Origin of the sequence: Bacillus yapensis (assembly GCF_005280205.1) — a bacterium.
Classification (GTDB): domain Bacteria; phylum Bacillota; class Bacilli; order Bacillales; family Cytobacillaceae; genus Robertmurraya; species Robertmurraya yapensis.
Genome location: NZ_SUND01000014.1, coordinates 101,833 through 115,778, shown reverse-complemented (window position 1 = coordinate 115,778; position 13,946 = coordinate 101,833). Strand labels below are relative to the sequence as shown.

Below are 13,946 nucleotides of genomic sequence, written 5' to 3'. Positions count from 1 at the left end.
AGTTACATCGAAAAAGGTTATGATAAAGAAAAGAAGTAAGGATGTGACAAACAATGGCAAATGCATTACCACATATAGAGGATTCAAATAAGACTACTTATCTACCCCCTGTTGGTACATATGAAACTTTTGCAGATGAAGAAGACTATGCTGAAAAGGTTAGAGAATGGGGTCTCTCCACAACAAAAGAGGTCAAAAAACAATTTTGGTACAAAGAAGCTACCTTCCAACGTCAAGTGACGATCATCGGTTATCAAACCTACGGTAAAACCGATGACTACTACACTGTGATCATTGAATTTGAGGATGGGAATTTAAGCTGTATTCATCCTGCCTACTTAAAAGAAATGCAATCTCCGAGCTTCACAAAACTGGTTACTTCCGAATCAGAGAATAGTCCGACAGAAACCGTCCCAACAAAAACGGTTGAAGAAAAAGCAGCTCCTGCGGAACCTAAAACAAAAGAAGCGAAGCCGAAGAAAGAGAAAAAAGAAAAGCCAAAGAAAATTGAATTACCAGAAGACAAAGTCCACTTTACCGCAGTCGTGAAGCAATTCGCATATAGCTGGAATCATTTTAATGAAGAGAACGATGAAGTTGTAGTGTTAGAGAATGTGCGCATCGAACAAGAAGATCCGATTGATATCGGTCTTGCCTGGTGCAGTCATTCAAAAACATTAAAGAAATTTGAGTTATCACCTGGCGTCAGTCTTGAATTTGACGGCAAAATCGTGAAAAAGAAGCTTCCTAGCGGCAAAGACGTTGAAGAAGAATTTATCATCTCAGACCCTGTTCCATACAAGATTAATAATCCATCTAAAATTGTTAAAAGCTAAAAGTCCCCTCTTTTAGCTTTTTTCATATTTTCTATCGTAATGAGCAAGTGCCAATAATGGAAAGACATAGCGGTAACTATGGTAATGAATATAGAAAGCCCCTGCCATTCCTTGTCCTTTTGGATATTCAGTGGTCCAATCCTTTTTCTCGAGATTCTCTAGCAAAAATTCAATTCCCTTCTTCATGGCTCTTGATGGTTTATCTGATACAGATATTAGAGCATCAACAGCCCAAGCGGTGTGCGTGAGCGTACTAGCAGGAAGTGCTACATATTTTTTTTGACTATCACTCTTACAGGATTCGCCCCATCCCCCATCTTCATTTTGCACACTCTGCAGCCATGAACTCGCCTTGCGTATTGCTGGGTGTTCCGGTTGTATTCCAACAGCTCTCAAGCCCGTTAGTGCACCCCAAGTTCCATACAAATAGCAAATCCCCCAACGTCCATACCATGAACCATCCTTCTCTTGCTTGGTTAAGATAGACTCTACCCCGGCCCTTACAGAAGGATGTGTGCTTGAAAGATTCGTATAATCACCTAGAAACTGCAGAGTCCTTCCCGTTAGATCAGCTGTCGGTGGGTCCGTTAAAATAAAATCGCCTTTTTCAATCGGCAGAAGCTTAAAGAGAGGACTGTTCGTATTTTTTTCAAAAGCTGGCCATCCCCCATCCTCATTTTGCATCGACAATAACCACTTCATCCCTCTTTCCCAGGAAGAACGATAACTTGGGTTATGGATCGCATCCCGAGCGATTGATCTCAAGGTTGCAGTCGTATCATCTACATCTGGATTAAATGAATTAATATTCGAGAAGCCCCACCCTCCAGGAAAGCTATTTGGATTATGAACGACCCAATCCCCATATAAAGTATGCTGCTTCCTTAGTAAATAGTGGTTCGCCTTTTCAATGACGGACTCTTCTCCAGAAACTCCCGCATCCTGTAAAGCATAGCTAATTAAAGAAGTATTCCAGACGTTTGCGGTTGTGTACTGCATATGGGTACAGCCATCAATCGTCGTTTTCATCGACTTTAGCCCATTCACAGCCCTCGTTATGACGGGATGTGTCGTTTTATACCCAAGTGCTATTAATGCAAATATCATTAAAAAGGTTGAACTATAATAACTAAAAAATGTCCCATCCTTTTCAATCCGCGCTAGCATGTATTGCTTTCCCTTCGTCTTAGCACGTTCTTTCAATTGACTTGGAATCTCTAGTAAGCTCTCAATTCCTGATTTTATCGTTCCGTATAATGAACGCCACTCTTCTTCGTGAAAAAGCTCCTCATCATTTTGACGAACGTATAGGTCAGACAAATCTGGGCTTTTCTTTGTTTTCATTTGGAATTCGCTGTCAGAAAGAATCATGATCGGTAGCAAATTGGCTCTTCCGTATACCGATAGTTGATAAAAATTAATTGGAAAAGTGTTAGGTAACAAGATAAATTCGAGGGGAATCGGGAAAAAACTTGGCCATTTGTACTGACCCGTAATGGCTAACATGATTTTGGTGAACATATGTACTTTTTCCATGCCACCATTTTTCAAAATAAAGCGTCTAGCTGACGTCAATCTTTTTCCTGATTTTTCGAAATAACCGGAGTATAGGAGAGCATAATAGGCTTCTAAAGTGGCTGTAACATTCCCATCTCCTTCATCATAAAATAGCTTCCAAGCACCATTTTTCTCTTGTTTACTAATGATTCTCCGCACTAATTCCTTAATTAAGTTTTCATCATCAATCTCTAACGTTCTTAATAAAATGATCATATAACAATCCGTAGAGATACCAGTTTCAAACGGATAATTCCAGGAGCCATCAAAAGATTGGTCTTTCTTTAATTGCTCAATCAGGCTCTCGATCCCATCTGTGATACGTCGATTCATTCTAATCACTCCAGAAAAAAAATAACTTCACGTTACATACATATTCACTATTTCTGTAAAGCATTCGCCTAAGGAGGCGTGAGCGCTTGTGCAAATTCAACAAAAAAACAACAGCCTTACCGATATCTTTAGCAATCATTAAAAATGAATTGAAAAATAAGAACCGCAAGAATTGGCTAGACAGGCCTTTAAGTCTAGACGAGAAAAGATTAATCGAAAGTATTCAACAGCGGACGATTGAACTAAATAAAAACAACGTAACTCGAACAAAAGCTTACTTAGATTTTTATGTTAAGCACCCTGAAATTCATTGGGCCTTTTTGGGGCATATGGTTTCTCGTAACGGCGGCTGGAATATGACGGATTTAAAAGGCGGACTCTTATCTAGATTACTCTCAAAAAAGGAGCGCGAAAGCTTTTTTGCCTTCCTAGAAAGAGGAAATTGGCTAATCTTTCAAGATGCCTATCCCCAATTTCTCCTCTATGAAGAAAGCATAAAAAAGGGGCATAATCTCTTTCACCTATTGCCGTTTTTTCAAGTATCCGTCTTCATGGAGACAATTTGGAATGAATTTTGGAAACACCACGATACTTATCTATTAGCTATTGCTCTTGTCATTAATGAACAAAGCTACTTAGAAAAACGTGTAGTTCGTCACCCAACTTTTAAAAAAGAAGTTTTTGATTCGATGGAATTTCTACTTCAGGACATTCTTTCAATGAATCATATTCTCTTTCCATATAGAACAGAGAAACATATTAGTTTAGTAGGAGAAACGCTTCACCAATTTGAAAGGCTACATGAACGGATTATGCTTGGAAAACGCCTATATCAAATTTTATTCGGAGATGAAGCACGTAAGGAGAGGATTTTACAATGGGCTGTTACAACTCCACATACTGGTTCGAGAAAGGATTATTGGCCTGACGTTTTCAATGATGTGGAGGAAGCATTACCTGGTACCGTGTGGAAACGAAGATTCAAAGATTGCGAATTGCTTCCAGGGTCACAACGGCTCTATAGCCCTCAGCTCACAACAGCGTGGAAAAATAGAAAACAAACATCTGCAGAAGTTGGAGATTGGTTTAAAAACTGGAAAGTCATCTATTATTTGTTGGAAACAAAAGAAGACGTAGACGGGGAGATTAGAAATGAATACTGTAAAACACTCGAACGACTCGAACTCGCTGCCATCGCAAAAAAGGCCGTATCAATTTTGGATTAACGCTTTACCAGTCGTGCTATTGGCCTCACTCATTGGAACGTATTTAGACTTATTTTTTGTCGGAAAAGAGCTCTATTCTTTTCCATACAGGCCTTTTCCTACCATATTTTCAGTAAATATCGCATTTACGTTAATTGTTCTGCCACTCGGTGTGCTTCTCTATCTCTATATTTGTGACAAGCTAACTGAAAGGAACACTTTCCTCTTCATCGTACTAATTGGCTTATTAGCGTCAGTCCTTGAAAGGGTTGCAGAGGATCTTGGATTGTTTATTCATAGCACATCTTGGAAGCATTTCTATTCCTTCTTCGGTTATAGCGCATTTCTCTGGCTCGTCTATTCTTTATATCAATGGATGAAAAAAAGTCTCCCTAAAAACTAGAGAGACTTACAATTTACTTGAAGAACAGCTTGATATACTTTAGGCCATCTTTGAAATTAGGATAACGTAACGGGATATCAAATAGTGTCGTTTGCTTTAAGACACTTTTCTCATGGGAAAACGTATCAAAGCTTCCTTTTCCATGATAGGCGCCAGTACCACTGCTCCCCACACCACCAAATGGTAAATACGGACTCGTAATGTGATAAACAGTGTCATTAATACATCCTCCACCAAACGAGACGCGATTTAATACGTAAGACTGTACAGTCTCACTTTCAGTAAACAAATACAGTGCCAGTGGTTTTGGATGGTTATTAATTTCATCGATAATCCCAGCCAAATCGTCGTATTCAAGAACAGGTAGAATTGGACCAAATATTTCGTCCTCCATGATTGCATCATCCCATGAAATATCAGTTAATACCGTTGGCACCATCTTTAACTGTTCAGGGAGAGTTTCTCCACCTATAAATACCGTGCCATTTTTCAAAAAGCTTTGAAGACGGTTAAAATGTCTTTCGCTGACAATCTTCGTAAAATTTTCATTCTCTAATGGAGCATCTCCATAGAGTTCTGCAACCGCTACTTTTAACTGTGACAAAAATTCTTCCTTAATACTTTGGTGGACAAACAAGTAATCTGGTGCAATACACGTTTGACCAGCATTCATAAACTTGCCCCAAGCAATTCTTTTCGCCGCAATCTTTACATTGGCGCCTTCATGAACGATACATGGACTTTTCCCGCCTAACTCTAATGTAACTGGCGTTAAGTGCTTAGAGGCCGCTTCCATAATAATTTTCCCAACGGGTACACTACCTGTAAAAAAGATGTAATCAAATTTCTCTTTTAAAAGGGCTTCGCTTGTCTCGACCCCACCTTCAATGACCTTGATGAACTCTTCAGGGAAATTCTCTTTGATGAGTTTTGCCATCACATGTGAGGTCTTTGGCGTCAGTTCTGAAGGTTTTAATACAGCACAATTTCCCGCTGCAATCGCACCGATCAATGGGGCAATCGCTAATTGGAACGGATAATTCCATGGAGCAATTATTAGGGTGACGCCGTATGGCTCCGGATAAATATAGCTTTTCGAACCAATGTGGGTCACAGGTGTTTTCACTCTTCTTGGCTTCGCCCATTTAGAAAGATGCTTTAAAGTAAAACGAATCTCTTCTAATACAATGCCTATTTCCGTTGAATAAGCATCAAATTCCGATTTATTTAAATCTTGCTTCAAGCTCTCAATGAACTCTTGCTCTCGTTCCTTTATCGCTTTGCGGAGCGTTTCAAGTGCTTGAATTCTAAACGAAATCTCTTTTGTCCGATCTGTATGAAAAAAATCTCTTTGTTTCGAAACTAATAATCCGTAGCTCTCCATATGACTCTCCTAAAATGATTTTGTCTTGATCATAATTCTATGTTGAAAAAGTTGCAATCAATTACAATCATTTCGAACAATTATTCGAAAGGTAGTATAAGTGTACCTCATTATTTCGGTTGCATTCTAATCGCTCCGTCAAGGCGTATTGTTTCCCCATTTAGCATCGGATTTTCAATAATACTTGTAGCAAGCATGGCATACTCAGAAGGATACCCTAGCCTTGATGGGAACGGAACCATGGCTCCTAGAGCTTGCCGGGCTGTATCAGGGAGTCCGGCAAACAACGGTGTATCAATGAGCCCAGGTGCAATCGTCATATTTCGGATGCCGTATTTGGCTAATTCACGTGCTATTGGCAGTGTCATTCCAACAATTCCGCCCTTAGAGGCACTGTATGCAGCTTGTCCAATTTGTCCTTCGTATGCTGCTGCAGAAGCTGTATTAATAATGACACCTCGTTCACCTTCAGCATTTGGTGTGTTTGCAATCATCTTTTCAGCAACCAATCGAATAACATTAAATGTCCCAATCAAATTCACCTGGATAACCTTTGCGAATCTATCTAGATCATGTGGTTTTTCTTTGCCAACGACACGTTCAGCAAGTCCAATTCCCGCACAATTAACTAACACATGAACAGCCCCAAACTTTTCAATCGTTTGATTAATCGCAACCTTAACTTCCTCTTCACTCGTCACATTTGTTTTAACAAAGTGGACTCGGTCAGAGCCTAGCTTTTCCACTAGTGCGGCTGCTTTTTCCTCTGATAAATCTACAATGGTCGCGAAACCACCCTTTTCCACAATGCGAGTAACTGTTGCTTCTCCAAGTCCAGATGCTCCCCCTGTCACGATCGCAACCGAATTCTGTATATCCATTACACATCCTCCTCCCGTAGCTCATGGCCCATCAATATATGATGGGCCATGAACTATTTTACTAGAATTATATTCTCTCAATAATCGTTGCGTTCGCCATTCCGCCACCTTCGCAAATGGCTTGAAGTCCATAGCGACCACCGCTTCGCTCAAGCTCGCTCATCATCGTAATCATCACACGAGCTCCACTTGCACCGAGCGGATGTCCTAATGCGATCGCTCCACCATTCGGATTGAGCTTTTCAAGGTCAGCCTCTAATTCTCTTTGCCACACCATCGGAACCGGTGCGAAGGCTTCATTCACCTCATAGGTATCCATGTCACTAATCGTAAGCCCGGCTCTTTTTAACACACGTTTCGTAGCTTCGATTGGGCCCGTAAGCATTAACGTTGGGTCAGAGCCAACAACGGTTCGCGCAACCACTCTAAATCTAGGTTTAAGTCCAAGCTCTTCTGCCTTCTCTCGCGACATTAATAAAATAGCAGCAGCACCATCACTCATTTGACTAGCATTTCCTGCATGAATTTTTCCATCCTCAGTAAAAGCAGGTTTAAGTGTTGCAAGCTTTTCTAATGATGTTCCTCTTCTTGGACCTTCATCCTGCGTAACGACCGTTTTCGTTCCGTCCTCTAGTGTTACTTCTAATGGCATGATCTCCCGATCAAAACGGCCCTCCTCTTGAGCTTTAATAGCTCTGCGATGACTTTCTAATGAGAACTCATCAAGCTCTTGTCTCGTCAGTTCCCATTTTTCAGCAATTCGCTCAGCAGACAAGCCTTGGTGAATCATCTCATAGCGAGAAGTCAACACTTCACTCCAGCTTGAATTTTTTCGTGTGGAGCCCATCGGAACTCGCGTCATGCTTTCCACACCACCAGCAATGACGATATCCATATCGCCACTTAAAATCGCTTGTGAGGCAAAATGTACCGCTTGTTGTCCAGAACCACATTGGCGATCGATTGTAGTACCTGGTACCTCAATCGGAAACCCAGCCATTAAAGCGGCAGTACGGGCGATGTTCACTCCTTGTTCCTCAACTTGGGCTACACAGCCCAAAATAACATCCTCAACAAGCTCTGGAGAAATGCCCGCGCGTTTAACAAGTTCTTTCAATGTCTTTGCTGCAAGCTCATCAGGTCGCTCATTGCTCAATAATCCTTTTCTCTTTCCAACCGGTGTTCTCACTGCCTCAACTATCACAACTTCTCTCATCGTGTTTGCCTCCCTTTAATCCTAGTAATCTGTACATTTACTATTTTTAAACGAAACATAGTTTTGTTAACGCTTTCAACCTCCTATGTAAAAATAATAAAATGGCAATATCTTCATCTATTATAACATGTTTTATAAAAATTTTCTGTTAATTAAACAAGGAGTAAAAAAGACTCCGATTAGTTCGGAGCCTCTTTTCTTAAAACAACATATCGCCTATACAATATCCTTTTCTGATTGCTCAGATTTTAACAGCATTCTCTTATTCGTTACCTCGGTTAGCTCAGTTCGTTTTAGTAAATACTCTAAATGCTGCAGTGGCATGGAACCATGTCCCTTTCCATCACCTAAAGTAAATTGAACGGTTCCCCCGTTCAGTCTCGTGACCGTTAACGTATCGGCTGAGTTATAAATACTTTTGATTTCTTTTGAAATCTGATACTTTGTTCCAATTTCTATTGTCATGGCATAAACTCCTTTTATCGTTTCTTCCGAGTAGTATGCCATTAAATGGGATTTATCATACATAAAATTTCCAGTTATTTAAACCAGCCTTTTTCTTTGAAGTGGGTAATTGCTTCTATCCGATTTGTAACACCTAATTTGTCTAGGATGGTCGAAATATAATTCCGAACCGTACCTGTTTTAATACTAAGCTCTTCTGCAATTTCCTTCGTATTTCTACCATCAGCGACGAGTTCGAGCACTTCTAGTTCTCGATCAGTTAGTGGGTTATCTTCAGCATACATGTCATCCATTAATTCAGGTGCATACACCCTTCTGCCTGACATCACGTTTCGAATTGAATTCGCAAGTTCCTCGCTCGGGCTATCTTTTAATAAATACCCTTTTACACCAGCTTTTAATGCTCGTTGAAAATAACCGGTTCGAGAAAAAGTCGTGAGAATAACAACCTCACATCCTTGACCCTTTAATTCCTCAGCAGCATCTAAACCGCTTTTTCCTGGCATCTCAATGTCCATAATACATATATCGGGCTTAAGCTCATGAACTAGTGCTATCGCTTCCTCACCATTGGATGCTTTTCCTACCACTTCCATGTCGTGCTCTAAACTAAGTAGAGAGCCTAAGGCACCAAGTAGCATACGTTGATCTTCAGCAATGACAATTCTAATCAACTAGCTCACCTCCATTCCGTTTCATCACGTTCGGTACTTTCATGACGATCGTTGTCCCATCACCTGCAACGATTTCAAACGTTCCGTTCACAAACTCAAGCCTCTCCCTTATCCCGAGTAAACCGCTACCTTTCCCTACATCAGCTTCTTTTAAACCGATGCCGTTATCACTCACTGTAACGGAAATTTCATTCAAAGATTGCTCAATGCTGATTTTGCAGGTGCTTGCTTTGCTATGCTTAACAACATTCGTAACGATTTCTTTCAAACACATGCTTAAAATATTTTCTAAAAACAAGGAAACATTTGCAAACGGCTCTTTCTGGTCGACGATGAGTTCGATTTGAGCAGCCCTGAGTAGCTGTTTCACATGGACTAATTCGTCCTTTAAACGTATTCCTCTCATGGAGGAAACCATTTTACGAACCTCGTTTAAAGCTGTCCTTGCTGTTTGCTGAACGTCCTTTAATTCATTTTTAGCCTGTTCAGGATCCTTATATATTAATTTTTGCGCTAAATCCGTTTTAAGTCCAATTAAAGACAGTCGCTGTCCCAATGTATCATGCAAGTCGCGAGCAATTCTTTGTCGTTCTTCTTGCTTAACTAGCTCCGAAATTCTTTTGTTAGCATCCTCTAGTTTTTCCTCTAAAATTCCTTGTCTTTTCTTATTATAAAGGTTAAATGGAAGGAGTATGACACTTATCCAAATAACGATCACAAAGGGAATCTGTTCAATAAACAAGTCCTTCTGCATGACAAAGTTATAGTTGATGGCCGCCGTTGTACAAACTAAATGAACGACATACAAAGTAATGAATGCCGCCTTTTTTTTGATATTCCCATTATAATAGGCAATATAAAAGGCGAAATAGATATAATCGAAGAGAATTGCCATCGTCATTGAAATGCTAATCAAAATGATAAACCATAAATAAACCGACCATCTATTTGAAATAAAAGCAAATCTGTAGACGACAAAAAAGATAGCAGTTAATATGATCCCTGTTACCATTTCCATTGTCGAAGAGGACTGAAAGATAAAGTAAAATGGAAGGATACTTAACAGGGCCCATATATATGGCGATATACCAGAGAACTTTTGCATAAGTTTTTGTTTTTTAATGTTCATATTTTGTATCCTTTATAGTTGTTGTCTTTTTCGCAATTTTAGCATAAAAAAGCCGTTCTAAGTTAAGAAACGGCTTTTTTCCATTATGAAGATTTCACGGGTCTACCTACTTTTGATTTCTTCGCTCTTTCTTGAGCTATTTTTTTCTTGATCGTTCTGAAACCGACAAAATTCTTTTTCTCTTCATCCCATAAATGAAATTTCAGAGATGCGATACTTGTTCCAAGGGTTACAGTCGGTACTTGCTGTAATGGAAAGGTGTTTTCGTGTGCCTCTGCAAGCTGATAATTAGGAATCCTTGGACTCAAATGGTGAACATGATGGTAACCGATGTTTCCAGTTATCCATTGAAGGATTTTTGGCAATTTATAAAAGGAGCTTCCTTCTACCGCTGCCCGAACATACTCCCAATGCTCATCCTCTTCAAAGTACGAATCCTCAAATGTATGTTGAACATAAAATAACCAAATTCCAGATGCTCCTGAAACCATAAAAATCGTACCTTGTATGACTAAGAAAGGAATCCAACCAATCGTTAAGCCTAGTAAAACAACTAGAGCTACGATTACTACATTGGTCAAATAAGTACTCATTCGCTCTTTTTTACGTGCACCTTTACGATTGAAACGATTACGGATTAGGAATTGATATATTGGTCCAAGAACAAACATAATAAACGGATTTCGATATAAGCGGTACTTCAGTCTTGTCATTTTTGAAGCCTCTAAGTACTCATCCACGGTTAACATCCAGATATCACCTGTTCCCCGTTTATCCAAATTCGAGCTTGTTGCGTGATGGACGGAATGGTCATGCTGCCACTGGCGATAAGGAAACAATGTTAGGATCCCTGTAATCGTTCCAAGGATATCATTCGCTTTCCGCTTTTTGAAAAATGAGTAATGACAACAATCATGAAAAATGATAAATATTCGGACTAAAAATCCACCCGCAACAATCGCTAAGAGTACTGTAAGAACATATGAAATGTTTATACTTTGATAAGCAAGTACCCATAGTAGTACAAATGGGACAAAAGTGTTTATAAGCTGTAAAATACTTTTTCTAGTGGCTGATTTCTCATAAGGGGCCATCTCTTTACGAAGCTGTTTTTGCTTTTGGTTGATCATGTATTAGCATCCCTTCGTCATTCGTTTTTTTCTTATCATAACAAAGGCTATAAATTATGGTAGACATAGTTGTCACATGCTATACATGATAAATGTCATACTCTTAAAAGAAAAAAATGCTCCGACATTGATTCAAAGCATTAGATTGTCGACAAAAGGCATTTCACCCGCTCGGTCTCTTTTGTCATTTTTGTAAGGGATTGCGGTTAAAATCCGTTAATTTCCGCTCCGGGCACTTGCTTTCCGGGGGGCAGGCGGTGAGTTTCCTCGGTGCTTCGCTCCTGCGGGATCTCACCTGTCCTGCAAATCCCCCAGGAGTCAAGCACCCTCCACTCCATTCAACTAGTTTGGCCCACTTTAGCAGGTTTCCAAATCCAAGTTGCCAGCATTTTTACATTCATGGCAGTAAATATTTTGCTATGCATTTTATGAACCTAAGGCTGCTGTCACTGCAATACTCCATACTATCAGCATAAAAGACAATGTTAGCCAAAATGTATTTTTCCCGGTAGCTTGGTCATTTTTAATTTTCTTTAAAACTTCTACAAGATTTAGACAAAAAACAATCGCTAATACAGGTATAAAATAGACACTTATAAATACAAATGCTATCAAAGAAAACCACATCCTCCCAAAACCTATTCATCTATATATCTAGCTTAGCATAAAATAAGCTCGTCAATATTGTTAATAGACCTAATTGACAATCCAATTTTCACCGTGCCAAAAGTTATTAATTAGTTTTCAATTTGTTATTTTAAATCCATTCTCTTGAAAACAAACAAAATTTAAGACCAAATCAATATTTGATTTGATCTTAAATTTCATATGCTATTTTGAATCTTTCTCCTTAATAACCAAGAATCGAAGAATTCTTAACGTATTCCTAAAAAACAAACTTTATTCGGTTCAAGAATGTATTGATCTATTACAGTGTCCACTCCAAAAAGATCCACATACTCATTCTCCACTTCAAATCGGAAAGGCTCTTCTGAACGATTCACACCAACGACAATTTTTTCTTTGCCATCCGTCCGTTGAAAAAGAAAGATACCTTCCTTTCCATAAATCGTTTTATATTCTCCATCTTTAAAAACCGACCATTTCTTCCGAATGGCACCTAATCTTTGATACCACTTTACAAGTTCACTCTCTTCCTGACCCCAAGGGTAACATCTTCGGTTAAAAGGATCATTATATCCTTCCATTCCGGCTTCATCCCCATAATAGATACATGGTACACCTGGCAAGGTCATTTGCAGAAGAGATGCCATTTTTAGTAACTGAATCGCGTCCTGTCTTTCCTTCTTTGTCATACATGTATCCGCTTGCTCTTCTTTCGGTGCATGGCTTAAGTCTTTACCTCCAAGAGCCGTTAAGATTCGTTGGGTATCATGGGTACCTAACATATTCATCAGACAATGAACGACACTTGAAGGGTAATTCTGTAAAATACTTGTTACGACGGAATCCAGTTGCTCCGCATTCCCATTACGCACAAATTCGATAATGCCATTCATAAAGGGATAGTTCATCACACTGTCCAATTGCTTACCTAAGAGATACTTTTTCCGATGTCCATAGGCTATTTTATTGGAGGCGTCCTCCCATACCTCTCCAATTAATAAGGACTCTGGTTGTGAGGATTTTATCGCCTGTCGAATTTTTTCAATGAAGGGATCTGGCAATTCATCAACAACATCCAGTCTCCACCCTGATGCACCTTCTTCTAGCCATTTTTTCGTAATTCCATTTTCACCTGTAATAAATTCAACATAAGTGGGCTCTTCCTCATTTACTGATGGCAAAGTCTGAATTCCCCACCAACTTTCATATTTATCAGGGTAATCAATAAACTTAAACCAAGAATAGTAGGGGGAAGCTTTCGATTGATAAGCCCCAATTTCTTGATACGTTCCATTTTTATTAAAATAAACACTATCTGAACCGACGTGATTAAAGACCCCATCCATAATAACTCGGATTCCTCGTCTTTTTGCTTCCTTGCAAAGCTTACGAAAGTCAGACAACGTCCCAAACATCGGGTCGATTTTCGTAAAATCACCTGTATCGTATTTATGGTTTGAATACGCCTCAAAAATAGGGCTCAAATAGATACAAGTAACGCCTAGAGAATGAATATAATCTAATTTTCCAATGATTCCTTTTAAATTGCCGCCAAAGAAATCATTATTGAGCACTTCTCCTTCTTCATTAGGTTTGTAGGTTGGAAGCCCACCCCAGTCATCACGAAAAACGATGTCATCCTTTACAACAGTTTTCCCAATCCGGGCAAACCGGTCAACAAAGATATGATAGAAAATACCACCCTTAATCCAGTCAGGTGTTGTAAATTTCTCATCATAGACAGTTAATTGCCAGGAAGACGGCTCGTGTTCAGAGATGATGCTGTCCCCTTCATTAATCCCTACATACTTAACCTCAGTTAATGAGTCCAATTGAAAGTAATACCAATTCAATCCTGCTTCGCCTAGCTCAATACCTAACTCATATAGGTCCCGTCCGTTGTCGATTCCTTTCCAGCCCATCCTCAAGCGATGATACTGATGATCGCGATCGTTAATTAAGACAAGTGAAACCTCTTTGACTCCATAAAAACGAGGAACTTCTATTTCGAAAATGAGTGTAGAATGGGTTGGTACTGCTCCGGACGGGTAGCGAAAATTTCCTCCCTCAAATCGTGAACAAATGCGATTTTCCAAACTGACAGCT

13 protein-coding genes are annotated in these 13,946 nt (G+C 39.5%); 3 read left to right on the top strand and 10 right to left on the bottom strand.

Going from position 1 to position 13,946, the window contains the following annotated elements; all coding sequences use genetic code 11:
* The first annotated feature begins 53 nt into the window (after nt 1–53).
* Complete coding sequence (locus FAR12_RS16510) at nt 54–836, top strand: hypothetical protein (protein ID WP_126409914.1); 783 nt, start codon at nt 54–56, stop codon at nt 834–836.
* Between the two features lie 12 nt (nt 837–848).
* Here FAR12_RS16510 and shc read toward each other — a convergent pair whose 3' ends face one another.
* Nucleotides 849–2,726: a squalene--hopene cyclase gene (gene shc, locus FAR12_RS16505; protein WP_126409913.1), complete on the bottom strand. Its 1,878-nt coding sequence runs from the start codon at nt 2,724–2,726 to the stop codon at nt 849–851.
* Between the two features lie 86 nt (nt 2,727–2,812).
* Here shc and FAR12_RS16500 point away from each other — a divergent pair, with 86 nt between their 5' ends.
* Together FAR12_RS16500 and FAR12_RS16495 are read left to right on the top strand one after the other, a co-directional pair.
* Complete coding sequence (locus FAR12_RS16500; protein ID WP_126409912.1) at nt 2,813–3,952, top strand: DUF2515 domain-containing protein; 1,140 nt, start codon at nt 2,813–2,815, stop codon at nt 3,950–3,952.
* Nucleotides 3,879–4,334: a CBO0543 family protein gene (locus FAR12_RS16495; protein WP_246010420.1), complete on the top strand. Its 456-nt coding sequence runs from the start codon at nt 3,879–3,881 to the stop codon at nt 4,332–4,334. Before FAR12_RS16500 ends, FAR12_RS16495 begins: the two co-directional genes overlap by 74 nt.
* Before the next feature lie 13 nt (nt 4,335–4,347).
* Here the strand turns inward: FAR12_RS16495 and FAR12_RS16490 are convergent, their stop codons facing one another.
* From FAR12_RS16490 to FAR12_RS16450, 9 genes are all read right to left on the bottom strand, one after another.
* Complete coding sequence (locus FAR12_RS16490) at nt 4,348–5,718, bottom strand: aldehyde dehydrogenase (protein WP_126409911.1); 1,371 nt, start codon at nt 5,716–5,718, stop codon at nt 4,348–4,350.
* 110 nt (nt 5,719–5,828) lie between these two features.
* The gene (locus tag FAR12_RS16485; RefSeq protein ID WP_126409910.1) at nt 5,829–6,599 is read right to left on the bottom strand and encodes a 3-hydroxyacyl-CoA dehydrogenase; all 771 of its coding nucleotides are present in this window, start codon (nt 6,597–6,599) and stop codon (nt 5,829–5,831) included.
* A 67-nt stretch (nt 6,600–6,666) separates the two neighbouring features.
* Entirely contained in the window at nt 6,667–7,815 is a 1,149-nt protein-coding gene (locus tag FAR12_RS16480) for a thiolase family protein (protein WP_126409909.1), read from the bottom strand.
* A gap of 216 nt (nt 7,816–8,031) precedes the next feature.
* Nucleotides 8,032–8,280: a hypothetical protein gene (locus tag FAR12_RS16475; protein ID WP_126409908.1), complete on the bottom strand. Its 249-nt coding sequence runs from the start codon at nt 8,278–8,280 to the stop codon at nt 8,032–8,034.
* A gap of 74 nt (nt 8,281–8,354) precedes the next feature.
* Nucleotides 8,355–8,954 (bottom strand): response regulator transcription factor, encoded by a 600-nt coding sequence (locus FAR12_RS16470; RefSeq protein ID WP_126409907.1) that lies wholly within the window; start codon nt 8,952–8,954, stop codon nt 8,355–8,357.
* Nucleotides 8,947–10,083, bottom strand: a complete 1,137-nt coding sequence (locus tag FAR12_RS16465; RefSeq protein WP_126409906.1) for a sensor histidine kinase — start codon at nt 10,081–10,083, stop codon at nt 8,947–8,949. The genes FAR12_RS16470 and FAR12_RS16465 overlap by 8 nt, the downstream gene beginning before the upstream one ends.
* 83 nt (nt 10,084–10,166) lie before the next feature.
* Nucleotides 10,167–11,213, bottom strand: coding sequence for a Delta(5) desaturase DesA (gene desA, locus FAR12_RS16460; RefSeq protein WP_126409905.1), 1,047 nt, complete (start codon nt 11,211–11,213; stop codon nt 10,167–10,169).
* Between the two features lie 426 nt (nt 11,214–11,639).
* Nucleotides 11,640–11,828, bottom strand: coding sequence for a hypothetical protein (locus FAR12_RS16455; RefSeq protein ID WP_126409904.1), 189 nt, complete (start codon nt 11,826–11,828; stop codon nt 11,640–11,642).
* A gap of 260 nt (nt 11,829–12,088) precedes the next feature.
* Nucleotides 12,089–13,936 carry a glycoside hydrolase family 13 protein gene (locus FAR12_RS16450; RefSeq protein ID WP_126409903.1) on the bottom strand — a complete coding sequence of 616 codons (1,848 nt, stop codon included), beginning with the start codon at nt 13,934–13,936 and terminating at the stop codon, nt 12,089–12,091.
* Between the last annotated feature and the right edge of the window lie 10 nt (nt 13,937–13,946).